This is a genomic window from Vibrio sp. SCSIO 43097 (assembly GCF_023650755.1).
Taxonomy (GTDB): Bacteria; Pseudomonadota; Gammaproteobacteria; order Enterobacterales; family Vibrionaceae; genus Vibrio; species Vibrio alginolyticus.
Genome location: NZ_CP071840.1, coordinates 2,178,930 through 2,196,334 on the forward strand (window position 1 = coordinate 2,178,930; position 17,405 = coordinate 2,196,334).

Consider the following 17,405-nt stretch of genomic DNA (forward strand, 5'->3'; position numbering starts at 1 on the left):
GCCAACTTTCTTTCTCTTTTCGCCCTCAATTCCATGCTTTAGACATCAATTTTGCTCTGTAAAACAACCTATTCATATCTCTGGGGACAATAATTTTCAATTACTTGAAAGAATATCCTCAAACAAACGGTCCGCTCCTAAAATGACACCAAATTTGTCCTTTCTTCGTTTTGCTTCACATTGAGAGTAATTCTTTGAATCAATGAGTGATTCCGTTTGGGATTGGCATTGATAATAGAGAGAGATGAATTACTATCCTTGTAACAGAGCGGAACGACTTGCGAAAACATCAATAGAAACGAAAGCAAGCACCAAAAGACATAACACGGAATAGATATGAAAAAGCTACTCAGCAGCATTGGCATTTTAGCCACGACTTTTGCGACACCTTCTTTTGCCGATTCATCAGTGAATAGCGAATGGCAAAAAATCGAACAGCAAGCCGACGGGCAATCCGTCTACTTTCATGCTTGGGGCGGGAGCCAAGAAATTAATCGCTACATACAGTGGGCGAGTAGAGAGCTAAAATCACGTTATAACGTGACGCTAAACCACGTTAAAGTAACTGATATTTCTGAGACCACTACTCGACTTATCGCAGAAAAAGCAGCAGGCAAAAACAGCGGTGGTAGTGTTGATATGGTTTGGATCAATGGCGAAAACTTCAAATCAATGAAGGATAACCAATTGCTATTTGGTCCTTTTGTCGAAGGTTTGCCAAGCTGGCAATATGTGGATAAATCTCTACCAATTGATGTGGACTTCTCCGAGCCAACAGAAGGTCTAGAAGCACCTTGGGGAGTAGGACAATTAGTGTTTATCCATGACGAGCAAACCCTCCATAACCCTCCAAAATCATTCGCAGAAATGCTGAGCTATGCAAAAGCGTTCCCGAATCGCCTGACTTACCCTCGACCACCAGAGTTTCATGGCACAAGCTTTATCAAAGCATTACTCATTGAACTGTCTAACAACGCCCCTGAGCTGCAACAACCAGTTACCGATAACACGTTTGAGCAAGTCACTCAACCGCTGTGGTCTTATCTAGATGAGTTCCATAAAGTCGCTTGGCGCGGTGGTAAGCAGTTTCCAGGTGGTACAGCAGAAACCCTTCAGCTACTAGATGATGGTCAGACTGACCTGGCGATTACCTTTAACCCGAACGCGGTTTTCTCTGCGCAGTCGAGCGGTAATCTTGCAGAGAGCACCAAAGCGTACGCAATGGACGCAGGAGCACTCTCAAATATCCACTTTTTAGCGATTCCTTGGAACGCAAATGCCAGTGCTGGTGCACAAGTTGCGATAAACTTTTTATTGAGCCCTGAAGCACAGTCTCGCAAAGGTAACCTAAACATCTGGGGCGACCCTTCGGTACTAAGCAACCAATACCTAACTGGTTCGGCCAAAAACACTCAACAATTCAAATCTATCACTGAGCCACATCCAAGTTGGCAAGCGGCGTTAGAAAAAGAATGGTTGAAACGCTACGGGAATTAGTAAGAATCCATGTTAAGAGCGCTGTATTTAGTCATTATCGCAGTTTGTATTTTGCCTACCATTCCGGGACTACTTGGAGTGGTTGTCTCTGCGCTCGGTTATGTGCCTCCTATCGGCTTGCACCACTTTTCTTTAGATGGCTTTAACGCTGTTTTTGATTGGGAGGGTGTTTGGACATCCATCGGGCTTACTTTCTACTCTGCCATTTTCAGTAGCTACTTGGCTTGCTTGATCACATTTGCGATTTTGCAAGCCTCTTGGGGTAGCAAGTTTTGGCGAAAAATTGAAGTAAGCCTCTCGCCACTTCTTGCCATGCCGCACGTAGCGTTTGCGATTGGCTTTGCGTTCTTGTTTGCCCCAACTGGTATGGGCGTTAGGGTTCTCAACCAACTGTTTGGTTACGACCCGAATGCACAAACGGTGAATGACTTAGCATTGCTGATTAAAGATCCGCACGCACTCGGTTTGATCATCATGCTTGCGATTAAAGAAGTGCCGTTTTTATTGTTGATGAGTATTCCAATTCTTCAGCAATTGAAAGTCGATAAGATTGAAAAAGTCAGTCATTCGATGGGCTACAGTTCGGCGCAAGCGTGGTGGAAATGCGTGTTCCCACAGTGGATAGCAAAACTGCGCTTTCCAATGCTGGCGGTATTGGCTTACAGTTTGTCCGTTGTCGATGTCGCCCTGATTATCGGCCCCACCAACCCGCCGACGTTTGCGGTTTTGGTATGGCAATGGTTTAACGATCCAGATTTATCGCTCCTACCAAGAGCGGCCGCTGGCGCAGTAATACTGTTTGCGATCGCAAGCCTTTTGATTGGATTTGCACGCTTAATGGAATGGTGTATTACCAAAGGCTTCAAACGCTGGCAGTACTCTGGTCGAAACGGGTTTCGTTTACCCGGTAAAACCCTATTTTCACTGGTCGCGCTACTTGCACTTCTAATGATTCCACTCATGGTGCTGTGGAGCTTTGCCCAACGTTGGCGCTTTCCAGATTTGCTCCCAAGCCGTTACAGCCTGCGTTTTTGGGAATACGAATGGCACAGTATTCTAGGGACTCTAGAACAAAGTATGTCAATCGCCCTAATCAGCGCGACTGTCGCGCTAGTTCTTGCTTTAATAGCACATGAGTATCGTCTCCGTTATCGCTGGCAGGTGCCCGGTTACATCATCGCCATCCCAATGCTGATTCCTCAGCTATCCGTGCTATTCGGTATGCAAGTAGTGACGCTGTACTTAAACAGTAATGCGTATTTCTTTTGGGTATGTTGGGCGCATGTGTTCTTCGCATTCCCATTTATTTACCTCTCGCTAGACGGGCCGTGGCGCAGCTTCGATAACAGCTTAACTCGCGTCGCACTCAGCTTGGGTAAATCACCGATGCAAGCTTGGTTAAAAGTGAAACTACCAATCCTCCTGCCTGCAATTGCATTCGCGTGGGCTGTCGGTATTAGTGTCAGCCTGGCGCAATACCTACCGACATTGGTGCTAGGGGCTGGGCGCATTAGCACCATCACAACCGAAGCCGTTGCGCTATCCAGTGGTTTTGACCGACGTGTCACCGCTATTTACGCCATTTGGCAAGCTCTGCTGCCATTCTTGTTCTTCTCTTTTGCGATACTGCTTAGCCACTTGCACAGGAAGTATCGCCGCTTGTCTATAAAAGGTTTACTACTGAATGAGTCTTTGTCTCGAAAACCTCGCCATCCGTAAAACCAATGGTGACGCGCTTTTTTCAGCGTTCAACATGACCGTAGAGAAAGGTGAAATTGTTACTCTGATGGGACCAAGTGGTTGTGGTAAATCCACTTTGTTGGATGCCATTGCCGGGCACCTATCCGCCGAGTTCAACTACTCTGGATCCATTACGCTTGATAACGAAAAGTTGGATGCCCTCCCTGCCCATAAGCGTCAGGTCGGTATTCTATTCCAAGAAGATTTGCTCTTCCCTCATTTAACGGTGTGGGAGAACCTTGCCTTCGCGCTACCAAACTCAATCAAAGGTGAAGAGCGTAAAGCTCACGCTATGCAAGCGCTGAAGAACATTTCATTGACCAAACTAGCAGAGTCCTTTCCTGACCAAATTTCGGGAGGGCAACGCGCCCGTATTTCATTGACTCGTATGCTGCTAGCAAAGCCGAAAGTTGCGCTACTTGATGAGCCCTATAGCAAGTTGGATAAAGACCTGCGTGTACAATTTCGCAATTGGGTGGTCGAACAATTGCAGCAAGCGAACATTCCTACTTTGATGGTAACGCACGATGAAGATGATATTCCTGATGGCAGCCGCTGCCTAAACTGGCCGTGGGAGACAAATCATGCTTGATAGCCTGAGTATAAAGCTCATCCGCAAACCGCTGGCACTCAGTGCGACATATATCGATAAATGTGGCATCACCGCAAATCAGACGACAATATTTGGTTTTGTGCTTGGCTGTTTTGCCCTGCCTGCTTTGATCGCCGAACAGTACTTGTTGGCGTTGCTGTTTATTTTGCTGAACAGAATCTGTGATGGGTTAGACGGTGCACTGGCAAGGATTCAAGGCATTACCGATGCGGGTGGCTTTCTTGATATCAGCTTAGATTTTTTGTTCTATTCGTTGATTCCTTTTGGCTTTGTGCTTGCCAACCCAGAACACAATGCCGTTGCAGGCGCATTTTTGATTTTTTCCTTCATCGGCACTGGTAGTAGCTTTTTGGCTTTTGCCATCATGGCAGGAAAACAAGGCATCGATAATCCGGTATATAAAAACAAATCGCTTTACTACATGAGCGGCTTAACCGAAGGTACAGAAACCATTGGCTGCTTGGTTTTATTTTGTTTGCTACCGCAACACTTTGCCGTCATCGCGTATATCTTTGGCGCGGCATGCTGGTTTACTACTTTTACACGTATTTATTCAGGGTTTCATACGCTTAACGATCATTAATACTGCTTAGACAATCGCGTTTCCTTAAGGGACAGGCCGCTAAGCCACTGTTTTATAAAGCACCAAAACGCAGGTTAAATTGGGGTATATACTCTTTGAATGAAGAAACCATTCGGAGGCTATATGAAAAAACAGATCAATTTAGGCATGTTGCTCACCATTACTTGTGTGCTCGTGCTTGGCGGCTGTAGCTCACCTAACCCGTACGGAGATGCATACGGCTCATCCGACACTCGCAAAGTTCAGCAGGTTTACTACGGCACAGTAGAAAAAGTAGAACCCGTAACCATTGATGCCTCTACCCAATCCAATGCCATTGGCACCATCGCTGGTGCTGCCGTGGGCGGGATCTTAGGCTCAAAAGTTGGGGGCGGTTCTGGCTCGGATATCGCTGCCATTGGTGGTGGTCTATTGGGTGGCTATGCAGGCAGCAAAGCGGCTGAAGCAACCGCGAAAAGAAATGGCGTGAATCTGACCATTCGTTTAGAGGACGGAAAGATTATCTCTATTGTTCAAGAAGCAAATCCAAACATGATTTTCCAACCAGGCCAAGCGGTCCAAATCAATGTTTCTGGTAATGACGCTAGAGTCGTTCCTCGTTAATTCGGACGAACCAAACCTTTGGCCTGCTTTAATTCAAACACCTAACCCGCGCAAGCTTACATCACTGGCTTGTTAACTTGCGCGTTTCTTTTCGTATCAAACTTGATCGTCGTCAATGGAACATCAATCTCCCACACCTTTCGATGTTCAAATGACATCAAGTTGCTAGCATGAGCCCATTCCAGATAACTTTGGGCTTGTTATGACTCCGACTGTTGACCACGTACTCCTTAATATCGCGCTAAACCTCAGCTCAAATCGCTCTCACGAGCAGCAATATCAAAATCTCATTGATGGGGTCGCACAAGTATTCCCATGTGATGCGAGCTGCCTGTTTATCTTCGATGAGGATGGGTTTCTAACTCCTGTCGCGGTAAAAGGCTTATCCAGCTCGGTCTTAGGTCGTCGCTATTTCCCCAAGGCGCACCCTCGCTTAGATGCCATTATTCATAGCCGTGAACCGGTGCGTTTCGATGCCGATTGTTCACTGCCGGATCCTTTCGACGGCACACTATTAACTGAAGACCAATGCATTGATGTTCACGATTGCATGGGCTTTAGCTTGTATGTCGAAGGCCAACTTGTTGGCGCACTAACGATGGATGCACTAACGGTGGGCGCGTTTGATGGCATCGATCCTGTAGCTATCGAAACCTTTGCGGCTTTGACCGCTGCGACATTGCGTAACATTGCTCAGTTAAAAGCGCTCAAAGCGCAAAACCAGAAGCAAAAAAGCGTCACTCAAACCCTTATCCAGCAAGCCCGTTCTCAACATGGCGAAATGGTGGGTTTGAGTCCACAGATCAACCAGTTACGAAACAACATTGCGACTGTTGCTCAATCAGATTACGCAGTACTTATCACAGGAGAGACCGGTACTGGTAAAGAACTGGTCGCGCACTCGGTACACGCGCAATCTCATCGTAGCGATAAGCCGATGATTTACGTCAACTGTGCGGCTTTACCAGAAGGTCTGGCTGAGAGTGAACTGTTTGGCCATGTCAAAGGCGCATTTACAGGTGCTAATAGCCACCGTGCCGGTAAGTTTGAACTGGCAGACGGTGGAACGATTTTCCTTGATGAAGTGGGCGAACTGCCTTTGATTTTGCAAGCAAAATTGCTGCGCGTAATTCAGCAAGGCGAGCTGCAACGTGTAGGTAGCGATCAGCATTTGATGGTCAATGTGCGCATCATCGCCGCGACCAATCGACAATTAGAAAAAGAGGTCGAATCTGGCACGTTTCGAGCAGACCTTTTCCACCGTTTGAACGTGTTCCCAATCCAAGTCCCCCCACTGCGTGCCCGTGACGGGGATATTCCCGTTTTAGCAGGATATTTGTTGGAAAAAGTACGCCAACAATTCAATGCACCCAATCTGCACGTTCATCCTAAAGTGTTGACTCAATTGGAATCTTCACCTTGGTACGGAAACGTGCGCGAGCTCGAACATACTTTAACTCGCGCGGCTTTGCACGCCATTCAACAAGGCGCAAGCACGATCATGCTTAACCATTTCGACACCTCATTGGCTCTCGGTGATGTAAAAAACACATCGCATTATTTACCCAAAGAAAGCCAACCAATGCGAGAGCTAATAGAAAGCTATCAACGTGATTTAATTGAACATGCTTTGAGCCAAACTGGTGGCGTTTGGGCAAAAGCAGCGGAGTTTTTACAAATGGATCGCGGGAACTTATATCGGATGGGTAAAAAGCTGGGGATCAATAAATAACCGACCACAAGAAGTCGATGTGATTAAGACATCAACTGCGTTGTCTTAATTACATCAACCACTCTCCTAAATCTGATAAAATTCAATACAAATCAACGAGATAATAATTGGCACACATTCTGCTCTCTAGTGGTCAACATCACGACTATTAAAACAATCACTGGAGAACCCAATATGTTCTGTATTCAATGTGAACAGACAATTCAAACCCCTGCTGTTAAAGGTTGTTCTTTTGCACAAGGTATGTGTGGTAAAACTTCTGAAGTATCTGACCTTCAAGACGTGTTGGTTTACACACTGCAAGGGGTTTCTTTTTGGGCATCAAAAGCACTTGAATTCAACATCATTAACGATGAAATCAACCAATGGGCACCAAAGGCATTTTTCTCTACATTGACGAACGTAAACTTTGACCCTGAACGTGTCCTAGAGCTAACTTCTCAAGCGGCAACGTACAAAGCATTGCTAAAAGAGCAAGTAATGTCTGCTGCAACACTCGCCGATACCGAAGTTGCTGACATCCCTGTTGTTGCTCACTTTGAGCTACCAAATAGCGCAGAAGCAATCTTAGCTTTTGCTCCTCAAGTCGCGGTTAACCGTGGTAAGGACCAAGTACATGAAGATGTTATTGGCCTACGCTTACTTTGCCTATACGGCCTTAAGGGTGCCGCAGCATACATGGAGCACGCACGTGTTCTTGAGCAAACCAACAACGATATCTATGCCGAATACCATGAAATCATGGCGTGGTTGGGTACAGACCCTGAAGATCTTGGTGAACTACTTGATTGCTCAATGCGCATTGGCCTGATGAACTACAAAGTGATGGAAATGCTCGACCAAGGTGAAACAATGACCTTCGGCCATCCAGAACCAACCTCGGTGAACGTCAAGCCAGTAAAAGGCAAATGTATTCTTGTTTCTGGCCATGATTTGCATGACCTAGAAAAAATCCTGCAACAGACTGAAGGCAAAGGCATTAACGTTTATACCAACGGTGAAATGCTGCCTGCACACGGCTACCCTGAGCTGAAGAAATATCCTCATCTTGTCGGCAACTACGGCAGCGCATGGCAAAACCAACAGAAAGAATTCGCAAACTTCCCTGGCGCAATCGTAATGACGTCAAACTGCTTGTTGAATCCAAATGTGGGTCAATACGCAGACCGTTTATTCACTCGTAGTATTGTTGGCTGGCCTGGTGTGGCTCACATCGAAGGCGATGATTTTAGCCAAGTGATTGAATGTGCTCTAGCGCAAGACGGTTTCCAACACGATGAAATCGAACACCACATCACGGTTGGTTTTGGTCGCAATGCACTGATGAACGCCGCCCCTGCGGTTATCGACCAAGTGAAACAAGGCAACATCAAACACTTCTTCCTAGTCGGCGGTTGTGATGGCGATAAAGCGGAACGTAGCTACTACACCGATTTCACGGCTGAAGCGCCAGAAGACACGCTAATCCTGACCTTGGCGTGTGGTAAGTTCCGCTTCAACAAGAATACGTTTGGCGATATCAACGGCATCCCTCGCCTATTGGATGTCGGCCAATGTAACGATGCTTACTCTGCAATCCAGCTTGCACTTGCACTGGCGAAAGAGTTTGACTGTGACATCAATGAACTGCCACTCACGCTTGTGCTTTCTTGGTTCGAGCAAAAAGCGATCGTTATCTTGCTAACGCTATTTGCATTGGGCGTGAAAGGCATTTACACAGGCCCTACTGCACCAGCATTCCTAACGCCAAACCTAATCGCCATCATCCAAGAGAAGTTCGATATGCGCAGTATTGGCAATGTTCAGGATGATCTAAAAGCCATCCTAGCAGCTTAATAAACTTGCTTGTTACGCGCCTCCTTACGCGGAGGCGCTATCTATTTCGAACCAAAATAGCCACAACCAAAGAGATTGTTATGTTTTTTGAATGGCAAGGTAACCAACCCGTCACACTCCGTTGCATCGACAAATACTTCGAAACACACGACACCGTCAGCATCAAATTGTCTGAACTAACCGAGTCACTTCTGTTTCAGTTTAAGCCTGGCCAGTTTATTAACTTAGGCGTGGAAATTGATGGAAAAATGGAGTTTCGCGCCTATTCAATCAGCTCGATCAATGAAGACGATCACCTTCAACTCACCATCAAACGAGTATCTGGCGGTAAAGTATCGAACTACATCGTTGACTCGCTGCTGCTAGGTGATACCGTTCAAGCATTACCACCAGCAGGCGAATTTAACTGCATCGACCATCCACCCGTGTTACGTGATGGCGAAACAAAAGCCTTGCTTATCAGTGCAGGTTGCGGCGTCACGCCCGTATTTTCGATGGCAAAACACTGGCTGAGTAATCAAGATGAAAACGACAACGATGTGGACATCGCATTTCTTCATATCGCACGCAGCCCAGAAGAGACGATTTACTACGATCAGCTAGAAACGTTAGACGCCGTATATCCCAACTTCCATTTAAAGCTGTTGCTGAAAAACCGCGAAGGAACGTCACACCCACAAGGTCGTTTGAATGCCGACTGGATTAAAGAGCTTGTTCCTGATTTCAAGCAACGCACCGTTTACCTGTGTGGTCCAAGCCAGTTTATGCAAGATGTTCACGGCTATTTGAATGATCTTGGTTTTGACATGACGAACTTCTACCAAGAGAGTTTTACGCCAGCGACTGGCGCAGAATCATCGGTCTCCGATGAGACGGTTAACGTTTCTGTTCCTGATTTTGCTCAAAGCATCGATGCGCAAAAAGGTCAGGTACTGGCCGATGTGCTCGAAGGCGCAGGTTTACCATTAATCGTCGCTTGTCGAAGCGGGATTTGTGGCTCGTGTAAATGCAAGGTTCGTAAAGGCAACGTCTCTTCCACCAGCCTAGAAACATTGACGCCAGAAGAAATTGAACAAGGCTATGTGCTCGCCTGTTCATCAACCATCGAAGCGGATCTTGAAGTGCAGATTGGTTAGTTTTCCAAATACAAAAAAGCGCCGCGATACGTCTGTCTTGTTGTTTCGCGGCGCTTTTTTTGATGTTACTTCTGTTGCAACAAAAGTCTTTTAGCTAAATAACAACACTTTCAATGCTGCTTCGCTGTCTACGTCCATAAACTCTGGTGGGTTATCCAGACGCTCACGGAATGTCAACTCTGGCGCTTCTTCTTTCATGCTTTCAATCAAGAAGTCGCTTGTCACAGATGGCGAGTTCACACATGCCATCACTTGACCGCCTTCTGCCAACAAATCTGGCAACCGACGTAGAATCTTTTTGTAATCTTTAGTCAGCGCAAAGCTGCCTTTCTGGAATGAAGGCGGATCGATGATAATCAAGTCATACTGACCAGATTTTTTAATTTTACCCCACGATTTAAAGATATCGTGCCCCATAAAGCTTACCTGGTTGATGTTATGACCATTTAGCTTGTGGTTCTCACGACCTTTAGACAGCGACGCTTTTGCCATGTCGACGTTAACCACTTTATCTGCGCCACCCGCAATGGCAGCGACAGAAAAGCCACAGGTGTAAGCAAACAAGTTAAGCACGTTTTTATGCTTCGCATTTTCCCGTACCCAATCACGACCGTAGCGCATGTCCAAAAACAGACCGAAGTTTTGATTGCGGCCTATATCCAATTGGTATTTCAAACCGCTTTCTTCAACGACAGGGCGAGCGTCTAATTCACCGACAAGCACTTCTGAAGGCGCACCATCGGCATAACGGTGCTGAAGAACCATAGTGCGACCTTGCTTGTCTGCCCACAGTGGTGATTGTGCCAACGCATTGAGGCCGTTTTTCAGCTCAGCGAGAAACGCGTCGTCGACTTCTTTAAACAAGTTGATAATCACCTGACCTTGTAACCAATCACAGGTGATTTGCTCTAGGCCCTCAAAACGACGGCCACGACCATGAAACAGTCGACGAATTTCGTTAGGAGCTTGCGCGAGCTCGGTTTCTAGATGCTGAAAGAACAGCGGAAGTTGTGATGCTTGCATCGAGTTCTCTTATTAGTTTTCTTTGTGACGGTTATTTGATCGTAGGCCAGTTCAGTTCCCAAGGGGAAAGCCAAGTATCCAAACCCTGAGAGACTATTTCACTGAGCCATTTGTTACCCAGCACTTGGTATTCTCGTGGGTCGCAAACAAAGCGATATTGCTCATCTCGGTATTGGAAGCAAAGTGAAAATGCATGCAGATAACCGCGATCAGCCTCATTGCCTGCATTGTAAATCGGGTCGCCAACAATACCTGAGCCAACCGATTTTAATGCCACGCGGATTTGATGCGTTTTACCAGTGTGTGGCTTACATAAAAATAGGCGCTCTCCGGGCTCTGCCGCAAGAGAGAAAAACTGGGTGACGGCTGGGTTATTTTTGCTGTTGACCAGCTTCCATGATGAACGGCGCGAACGCTCCATATCACCAACGACCAAACCTTGTTTCTTTTTCGGCTTTTTAGAGCCAATCGCCAGATAGAACTTTTCCACTTGGCGGTCAGCAAAAGCTTGCGATAACGCACTAGCCGCTTTGGCGTTGCGTCCGAGGAGCAGAATACCCGATGTCATTTTATCCAAGCGATGGATAAGATAAAGCTGCTCATCACCACTCTGCTTAGCCACTTCTTGCAGCAGCATTGTGTCGCCATCGTCTTTATGAACAGAGACGTTGGGATGCTTATTGATGATCAGAAAATCGGGATGGGTATGTAGAATATCGAACATAAAAAACTGGCTCCACGTTTGGAGCCAGCAGTATACATAAGTTACCGGACAAAGCTATCGAGGCTTGCCCCAAGGTCTTTGCTAAAGCTTCTTAGAGAAAATGCCAGCAAGGCCAATGATTGCGATACCCAGCAGCATGATTTCACCTTTGCCACTATCAAAGCCAGACTTAATCCCCATGAAGGCAACAATAGCAATCGCAACAGGAATCAGGTATTTAACTAGGTTGTACCACAATCCAAATAGCGGGAAGGATACTTCGCCGTCATTAGTGATCTCTTTTTCTAGCTCAGCACGGCTTAGGCGCCATCCAGCAAAGATACAAACCAACATACCACCAACCGCTAGGAAGATTTTGTCCGTTAGCAAGTCGAAAATATCAAAGGCACCGGTACCAAACAGCGTTGGTCCCATTCCACCTAACGATAGTGACGCAAAAATACATAATGCCGCCATAACTGCGCTTGCAGACAGAACTGCGTTAGAGCGCTTCATGCCTTTCTCGTCGATTAGGTAAGACACGACAACTTCCAATAATGATACTGAAGAAGTTAATGCCGCCACCGTCAAACCGATGAAAAATAGCAACGCGAATAGCAACCCAATCACACCGCCCATTTCAGCAAATAACTGAGGAACGACAACGAATACAAGACCAGGGCCTGCCGCAGGCTCCATACCAAAGGCAAACATTGCTGGGAACATAGCAACACCAGCAAGAATCGCGACACCAGTATCCATCGCTGTAACCATACCGGTTGTTTGAACTAGGTTCTCTTTCTTCTTCAGGTAAGAACCGTACGTCATCATACAACCCATACCTAAGCTAAGTGAGAAGAACGCTTGCCCTAGAGCAGCAAGAACCACATTGCTGTCGACTTTAGAAAAGTCCGGCATGAATAAGAACTCAAGACCAGCCATTGCACCTGGCAGCATCAAGCCTTTAACAGAAACAACGATTAGGATTAAGAACAGAAGCGGCATCAGAACCTTACCAGCTTTCTCAATACCACCCGAGATCCCTTTCATCACAATCATGACGTTAAGGAACAGGTAAACACCCATCCACATTAAAGGTTGAATCGGATCTGAGATGAAACCGCCAAAGCTGTCGCCAATTGCTTCTGGCGCGCTGAGTAGACCACCACCCACTTTAAAGATATAGGCCAATGCCCAACCACCAACCACAGGGTAGAAGCCCATGATCAAAAGACCACTGAAGACTCCCATAACGCCAGTGAACGTCCAGCGTCGGTCAGTTGTTTTGAATGCACCTACGGCAGAAAGACCTGTCTTACGACCAATAGCGAACTCTGTCAGCATCACGCTAAAGCCGATAAAAATTACAAAGATAAGATAGATAGCAACGAATGCACCGCCGCCACTCTCACCTGCTGTGTAAGGGAATTTCCATATATTGCCTAAACCGACAGCGGAACCCGCTGCTGCCATTACGAAGCCTAGTTTAGACCCCCACGTATCACGTGGTGCTGCTGTATTAGTTGTAGCCACGCTTTTTCTCCAAAATTAGTTTGTTGTGTATGCATAGAGATAGGCGTCTAAAAAGTTTATGTAAAAATTATTGTACACTTATAAAATAAGCGTTCGACGCACTATGTCTAGAAAGTAAAGCAGCTCCCCTTTAAAATTGGAACCCCAAAAAAGTACATTTATCGCACAAGTGTCGAGTTACGCAGGTTAAATGCTGCTTTTTTATTCAAAAGTTAAAGAATGACCTTGTTTTTTACATTAAAATAACAGAATCAGCTGTTATGAAATTCGTTCCTCATATAAGGTCAATCCCACGTCTAAATGGGAAATCTATTCCCCCAACCCACTTTTATGCTTAATATCCTAGAAGGGCATATTACTCTGAGCGTATATGGACAAGTTTTATCACTTTCTTACTTTAGCTGGCATCGGGCTATATTGGTTACTGGTCGCAGGTGTGACCATTCGTGTCGTTTTAAAGCGCCGTGCAGTGAGCGTGTCTTTAGCTTGGCTAATGATCATTTATATCCTTCCCGTTCTGGGTGTCGCATGTTATTTCCTCTTCGGTGAACTGAACTTAGGCAGAAAGCGAGCCGAACGTGCGAAAGAGATGTTTACACCATTCGAGAAGTGGTTCAGTCAGCTTAACGACTGTAACGCGCACAACCCAGAAACGATGGGAAGGCACATCTACCGAATTGATGAACTTTGTAACAACCGCCTTGGTCTTCCCGCATTGAGCGGTAATACATTGTCGCTGCAACAGTCACCTAATGAGATTTTGCATTCCATTATTGAAGACATCGAAAACGCGCAGAGCAGTATTCGAATGGTATTCTACATTTGGCATCCGGGTGGTTTGGCTGACTCTGTCGCTTCTGCGCTTATTCAAGCGGCTAAACGCGGCGTAGATGTCAAACTATTGCTCGATTCAGCAGGTAGTCCACGTTTTTTCAGAAGTCCTTGGTATCGAATGATGCAGGATGCTGGAATTGAAGTTATTCAAGCGCTAGAAGTGAAGATGTGGCGTATTTTCTTACGTCGTCTTGATCTTCGCCAACATCGCAAGATCATCGTAATTGATGATGAAATTGCTTATACCGGTTCAATGAACCTGGTTGACCCGGCTTACTTCAAGCAAAACAGTGGCGTCGGGCATTGGGTGGACATCATGGTTCGCATTACGGGACCAACGGTAAACGTATTGAGTGCCATCCACTGTTGGGATTGGGAAGTCGAAACTGGCGAACGTCATTTACCAAGACTACCTGAATGCAAGATCGATGAGAGTGAATTCCAACACCCTATTCAGGTTGTGCCTTCTGGCCCAGGTATGCCGGAATATCTGATCTATCAAGTATTAACATTGGCAATAAACCAAGCCAATCGCTCGGTACGAATCACAACACCATATTTCGTGCCCAATGCTGATTTACTCGAAACGTTAAAGATGACAGCACAACGAGGCATTGACGTTGAACTCATTATTCCACATAAAAATGACTCTATGATGGTGCAATGGGCGTCACGCGCTTTTTATAGTGAGCTCTTGAGTGCAGGGGTCAAGATTTATGAGTTTTATGGTGGTTTGCTGCATACAAAATCTGTCGTAATTGACGACCAATTCTGTTTAGTTGGCACCGTAAACATGGATATGCGCAGCTTGTGGCTGAACTTCGAAGTGACCCTCGCCGTTGATGACGAAGAGTTCACCAAGCAAATGTCTTGGTTACAAGATAGCTATATTAAGCAATCTCACACTGTTGTATTGGAAGAATGGGAGAAAAGGAGCCTATTTTCTCGGTTCTTAGAGCGAGTGTTCTATCTCTTCAACCCACTCCTCTAATACCTCAAATACACCGACTAAAAAACCTCCAGCGCTACATGCATCCTGCTGGAGGTTTGTTCTTTTAGCTCCCTATCTACACGATACCTCTCGACATCATTATTACCTGTTCATCTTGGCTGTTATTGGCTGATAGTTGACTTTTCCCTTGCATAACCTACGTCGTCCATGTTTTAAATATTCAAAACCGCAATATTTAAGACAGGGAACTTTTATGTCAGAGGGAAAAAAAACCAAACTCATTACCGCTGGCCGCGATAAAAAGTGGACAAATGGTGTTGTAAACCCACCCGTTCAACGCGCTTCAACTGTGGTATTCAATACCGTTGCAGAAAAGAACCAAGCCACCATTAATCGTGCAAACAAAACGTTGTTTTATGGTCGCCGAGGCACCAACACGCACTTTGCTTTCCAAGACGCAATGGTTGAGATTGAAGGTGGAGCTGGTTGCGCGCTTTACCCTTGTGGAACGGCAGCAATTTCAAACGCCATCCTCTCTTTCGTTGAAACTGGCGATCACATTCTAATGGTGGACACTTGTTACGAACCAACTCGTGACTTTTGTAACACCATCATGAAGAAAATGGGCATCGAAACCACCTATTATGACCCAATGATCGGTGAAGGTATCCGAGACTTGATTCAGCCGAATACCAAAGTCCTTTTCTTAGAGTCTCCTGGTTCAATAACCATGGAAGTCCAAGATGTACCTACATTAGCGCGCATTGCCCATGAGCAAGATATCATCGTGATGCTAGACAACACATGGGGAGCTGGCGTGAACTTCTCTCCTTTCGAGCATGGCGTAGACATTTCCATTCAAGCGGCAACTAAGTATATTGTTGGACATTCAGATGTCATGCTAGGTACTGCTGTGGCTTCTGAAAAGTATTGGGATCAGCTTCGTGAACAAAGCTACCTGATGGGTCAGTGCGTTTCTCCTGACGACGCATACCTAGGTCTTCGAGGTATTCGCACGTTGGATGTTCGCCTAAGACAGCACGCAGAAAGCAGTTTAAAAGTCGCTCAGTGGCTCGCTTCTCGCCCAGAAGTTGATCATGTCCGCCATCCAGCTTTAGAAACAAATCCTGGCCATGAGTTTTTCAAACGAGATTTCACAGGTGGAAACGGCTTGTTTTCATTTGTTCTCAAAACGTCTTATCCAAAAGCGACGACGGCTCTGCTTGATGGTATGAAACACTTCAGTATGGGTTACTCTTGGGGCGGTTATGAAAGCCTCATTCTAGCTAACGAACCTAAGAGCTTTAACAGCCTGAGAACCATAGCTCACCCACACTTTGAAGGTACTTTGGTTCGTATTCATATTGGCTTAGAAGACGTAAATGACTTGATCGCTGATTTAGAGGCTGGTTTTGCGCGTTATAATGCCTTAATGCTTGAAAAAGAAGCCTCCCTATAACAATGATTGAATCGCCCTGCATTGCGGGGCGTTTTTATAAGTCCCTGACTTAATTAGAATTAACTAACATTCACCCGAACCCATTAATTAATGTTAATCATTTGTGTTGTTTTTCAATTGAGCAGTCACAGAATGAAATAATGTGCCACAAATAGGCTTTCCAAATTTAGAGTTTCTCTCCTACTTTTTATCATTCATAAGAGGTCATACCACAAGGAGATAGTTTTGAAACTCAAATTTATAGCGCTAATGCTTTTTACCTTAGTTACCGTCCCAATAACCTCCGTATACGCTGCAACAGGTTATACCCAAACCAAGTATCCGATTGTTCTGGTTCACGGTTTGTTTGGTTTTGATACCCTGGCAGGCGTTGATTACTTTTTCGGAATACCACATTCCTTAACAAAAGATGGCGCTACGGTTTATGTTGCACAGGTATCCGCGACCAATAGCAGCGAAGTTCGAGGGGAACAACTGCTTGCTCAAGTAGAAACCTTACTTGCAGCAACAGGCGCAGAGAAAGTCAATCTCATTGGTCACAGTCATGGTGGTCCAACAACGCGCTATGTTGCCTCTGTCCGTCCTGACCTAGTCGCATCAGTTACGAGTATAGGAGGCGTTAATAAAGGGTCTAAAGTGGCAGATTTAGTTCGTGGCACCGTATCTGAGGGTTCGGGTAGTGAGCAGCTCGCGGTAAAACTGGCGCAAGGCTTAACTACTCTTATTAATCTTCTATCAGGTGGTTCTGATCTCGACCAAGACCCTTTAGCCTCACTAGCAGCATTAACCACGGAAGGATCATTAGCGTTTAACCAACACTACCCGGAGGGAGTCCCTACCAGTGAATGTGGTAATGGTGACTTGCTGGCTTCAAATGGCGTTTATTACTACTCATGGACCGGATCATCCACTTTTACAAACGTTTTCGATCCGACCGACGCTGCCATGATGGTACTTGGCTTAGCCTTTGATGGGCCAAATGATGGCTTAGTTGGTGCGTGCAGCACACATTTGGGCAAAGTCATACGTGATGATTATCAAATGAACCATTTGGATGAAATTAACGGTCTACTCGGTATTCATCATCTTTTTGAAACCGATCCAGTCACGCTTTATCGCCAACATGCAAATCGTCTCAAACTTCAAGGTTTATAAGAGGTC

General features: G+C 45.8%; 14 protein-coding genes. 11 read left to right on the plus strand and 3 right to left on the minus strand.

What is annotated here, in order from left to right:
- Positions 1-336 precede the first annotated feature (336 nt).
- The 8 genes from J4N40_RS10650 (at position 337) to J4N40_RS10685 (ending at position 9,740) form a co-directional block, all read left to right on the plus strand.
- Positions 337-1,497, plus strand: coding sequence for an ABC transporter substrate-binding protein (locus tag J4N40_RS10650; RefSeq protein ID WP_250654239.1), 1,161 nt, complete (start codon positions 337-339; stop codon positions 1,495-1,497).
- Positions 1,498-1,506: 9 nt separating this feature from the next.
- Positions 1,507-3,216 carry an ABC transporter permease gene (locus J4N40_RS10655; protein WP_250654240.1) on the plus strand — a complete coding sequence of 570 codons (1,710 nt, stop codon included), beginning with the start codon at positions 1,507-1,509 and terminating at the stop codon, positions 3,214-3,216.
- Entirely contained in the window at positions 3,182-3,829 is a 648-nt protein-coding gene (locus J4N40_RS10660; protein WP_042522013.1) for an ATP-binding cassette domain-containing protein, read from the plus strand. Before J4N40_RS10655 ends, J4N40_RS10660 begins: the two co-directional genes overlap by 35 nt.
- Positions 3,822-4,433 (plus strand): CDP-alcohol phosphatidyltransferase family protein, encoded by a 612-nt coding sequence (locus J4N40_RS10665; RefSeq protein ID WP_005378090.1) that lies wholly within the window; start codon positions 3,822-3,824, stop codon positions 4,431-4,433. Before J4N40_RS10660 ends, J4N40_RS10665 begins: the two co-directional genes overlap by 8 nt.
- Positions 4,434-4,556: 123 nt before the next feature.
- Positions 4,557-5,036: an outer membrane lipoprotein gene (locus J4N40_RS10670; RefSeq protein ID WP_031778989.1), complete on the plus strand. Its 480-nt coding sequence runs from the start codon at positions 4,557-4,559 to the stop codon at positions 5,034-5,036.
- A gap of 202 nt (positions 5,037-5,238) precedes the next feature.
- Positions 5,239-6,768 (plus strand): nitric oxide reductase transcriptional regulator NorR, encoded by a 1,530-nt coding sequence (norR, locus tag J4N40_RS10675; RefSeq protein WP_213903550.1) that lies wholly within the window; start codon positions 5,239-5,241, stop codon positions 6,766-6,768.
- Positions 6,769-6,942: 174 nt separating this feature from the next.
- Positions 6,943-8,604 carry a hydroxylamine reductase gene (gene hcp / locus J4N40_RS10680; RefSeq protein WP_042522020.1) on the plus strand — a complete coding sequence of 554 codons (1,662 nt, stop codon included), beginning with the start codon at positions 6,943-6,945 and terminating at the stop codon, positions 8,602-8,604.
- Between the two features lie 80 nt (positions 8,605-8,684).
- Positions 8,685-9,740, plus strand: a complete 1,056-nt coding sequence (locus tag J4N40_RS10685) for an FAD-binding oxidoreductase (RefSeq protein WP_250654241.1) — start codon at positions 8,685-8,687, stop codon at positions 9,738-9,740.
- Between the two features lie 90 nt (positions 9,741-9,830).
- Here the strand turns inward: J4N40_RS10685 and J4N40_RS10690 are convergent, their stop codons facing one another.
- The 3 genes from J4N40_RS10690 to J4N40_RS10700 all read right to left on the minus strand — a co-directional run bounded on the left by J4N40_RS10690 (position 9,831) and on the right by J4N40_RS10700 (position 12,939).
- Positions 9,831-10,763 carry a class I SAM-dependent methyltransferase gene (locus J4N40_RS10690; RefSeq protein ID WP_250654242.1) on the minus strand — a complete coding sequence of 311 codons (933 nt, stop codon included), beginning with the start codon at positions 10,761-10,763 and terminating at the stop codon, positions 9,831-9,833.
- A gap of 31 nt (positions 10,764-10,794) precedes the next feature.
- Positions 10,795-11,487, minus strand: a complete 693-nt coding sequence (locus J4N40_RS10695) for a TIGR01621 family pseudouridine synthase (protein WP_025766861.1) — start codon at positions 11,485-11,487, stop codon at positions 10,795-10,797.
- Between the two features lie 81 nt (positions 11,488-11,568).
- Positions 11,569-12,939, minus strand: a complete 1,371-nt coding sequence (locus J4N40_RS10700; protein ID WP_042522154.1) for a sodium-dependent transporter — start codon at positions 12,937-12,939, stop codon at positions 11,569-11,571.
- Positions 12,940-13,369: 430 nt separating this feature from the next.
- Here J4N40_RS10700 and cls point away from each other — a divergent pair, with 430 nt between their 5' ends.
- The 3 genes from cls to J4N40_RS10715 all read left to right on the plus strand — a co-directional run bounded on the left by cls (position 13,370) and on the right by J4N40_RS10715 (position 17,399).
- The gene (gene cls / locus J4N40_RS10705; protein ID WP_005378105.1) at positions 13,370-14,824 is read left to right on the plus strand and encodes a cardiolipin synthase; all 1,455 of its coding nucleotides are present in this window, start codon (positions 13,370-13,372) and stop codon (positions 14,822-14,824) included.
- Between the two features lie 214 nt (positions 14,825-15,038).
- A complete protein-coding gene (locus tag J4N40_RS10710) occupies positions 15,039-16,244 on the plus strand; it encodes a cystathionine beta-lyase (protein ID WP_053349514.1) in 1,206 nt (401 codons plus the stop codon).
- A 225-nt stretch (positions 16,245-16,469) separates the two neighbouring features.
- Positions 16,470-17,399, plus strand: coding sequence for an esterase/lipase family protein (locus J4N40_RS10715; RefSeq protein ID WP_021033826.1), 930 nt, complete (start codon positions 16,470-16,472; stop codon positions 17,397-17,399).
- Positions 17,400-17,405: the final 6 nt, after the last annotated feature.

What these genes read in the sequence shown, in the direction of transcription:
- J4N40_RS10650 (WP_250654239.1), top strand. Translation starts at nt 337, where the DNA reads ATGAAAAAGCTACTCAGCAGCATTGGCATTTTAGCCACGACTTTTGCG.
- J4N40_RS10655 (WP_250654240.1), top strand. Translation starts at nt 1,507, where the DNA reads ATGTTAAGAGCGCTGTATTTAGTCATTATCGCAGTTTGTATTTTGCCT.
- J4N40_RS10660 (WP_042522013.1), top strand. Translation starts at nt 3,182, where the DNA reads ATGAGTCTTTGTCTCGAAAACCTCGCCATCCGTAAAACCAATGGTGAC.
- J4N40_RS10665 (WP_005378090.1), top strand. Translation starts at nt 3,822, where the DNA reads ATGCTTGATAGCCTGAGTATAAAGCTCATCCGCAAACCGCTGGCACTC.
- J4N40_RS10670 (WP_031778989.1), top strand. Translation starts at nt 4,557, where the DNA reads ATGAAAAAACAGATCAATTTAGGCATGTTGCTCACCATTACTTGTGTG.
- norR (WP_213903550.1), top strand. Translation starts at nt 5,239, where the DNA reads ATGACTCCGACTGTTGACCACGTACTCCTTAATATCGCGCTAAACCTC.
- hcp (WP_042522020.1), top strand. Translation starts at nt 6,943, where the DNA reads ATGTTCTGTATTCAATGTGAACAGACAATTCAAACCCCTGCTGTTAAA.
- J4N40_RS10685 (WP_250654241.1), top strand. Translation starts at nt 8,685, where the DNA reads ATGTTTTTTGAATGGCAAGGTAACCAACCCGTCACACTCCGTTGCATC.
- J4N40_RS10690 (WP_250654242.1), bottom strand. Translation starts at nt 10,763, where the DNA reads ATGCAAGCATCACAACTTCCGCTGTTCTTTCAGCATCTAGAAACCGAG.
- J4N40_RS10695 (WP_025766861.1), bottom strand. Translation starts at nt 11,487, where the DNA reads ATGTTCGATATTCTACATACCCATCCCGATTTTCTGATCATCAATAAG.
- J4N40_RS10700 (WP_042522154.1), bottom strand. Translation starts at nt 12,939, where the DNA reads ATGGCAGCAGCGGGTTCCGCTGTCGGTTTAGGCAATATATGGAAATTC.
- cls (WP_005378105.1), top strand. Translation starts at nt 13,370, where the DNA reads ATGGACAAGTTTTATCACTTTCTTACTTTAGCTGGCATCGGGCTATAT.
- J4N40_RS10710 (WP_053349514.1), top strand. Translation starts at nt 15,039, where the DNA reads ATGTCAGAGGGAAAAAAAACCAAACTCATTACCGCTGGCCGCGATAAA.